This window comes from Desulfurellaceae bacterium (assembly GCA_021296095.1).
Classification (GTDB): domain Bacteria; phylum Desulfobacterota; class Binatia; order Bin18; family Bin18; genus JAAXHF01.
The window spans coordinates 13,938-14,512 of sequence record JAGWBB010000099.1 but is presented as its reverse complement, the minus strand read 5'-3'; the positions used below and the strand labels follow the sequence as shown (position 1 = coordinate 14,512).

1 protein-coding gene is annotated in these 575 nt (G+C 67.8%); it reads left to right on the top strand.

The window, feature by feature from the left end; translation table 11 throughout:
• Nucleotides 1-258 precede the first annotated feature (258 nt).
• The coding region (locus tag J4F42_18890) for a hypothetical protein (protein ID MCE2487584.1) at nt 259-575 on the top strand (317 nt) is incomplete at its 3' end.

Here is a 575-nt window from a genome sequence, read left to right as displayed (position 1 = left end):
GTCCAGAACGTGTTCGGGCTGGCGGCCGCCCCGACCTTTGGGGTGATGTACGGCCTGGCCGCCGTGCTCCTGCTCGGCCTGCATCTGGTGGGCAGGCAGGAAGACATCGCTTCGGCTTAGAACCCGCTGCCGGCCCCAGACCGCCAGCACCTTCACGCTCGTCCGGGTGCGTGCTAGCGTGCAGAAGCCCGTGCAGCCAAGAAGCAGCTGACATGACGGACGCAGGTCGTCCACATCTATCGTCCTGGGAGGGGAGCCATGAAACCGATTTCTGCGGATTCGCACGTTGTGGAGGGCCGCGAGGTCTTTACCGGCCTGGCCGACCGTTTTGGCGACGAAGCGCCGCGCGTCATGGATGTCGGCGACCAGGTGGACGCCATCGTTATCCCGGCGCGTGGCCTGCACGGCGTCAGCGTCGCCCGCATGGGCATGGCGGCGACGCGCCTGGCGCGTAACGAACCGCTGCACCGCAAGCCCGGCCGCAAGCCCGATGTCGCCCACATGCAGGATCCGGAGCTGGTAGCCTTGTTCAAGCAGGGCTACGCCGGGATGCGGCCCGGTCTGGTGGACGGCGC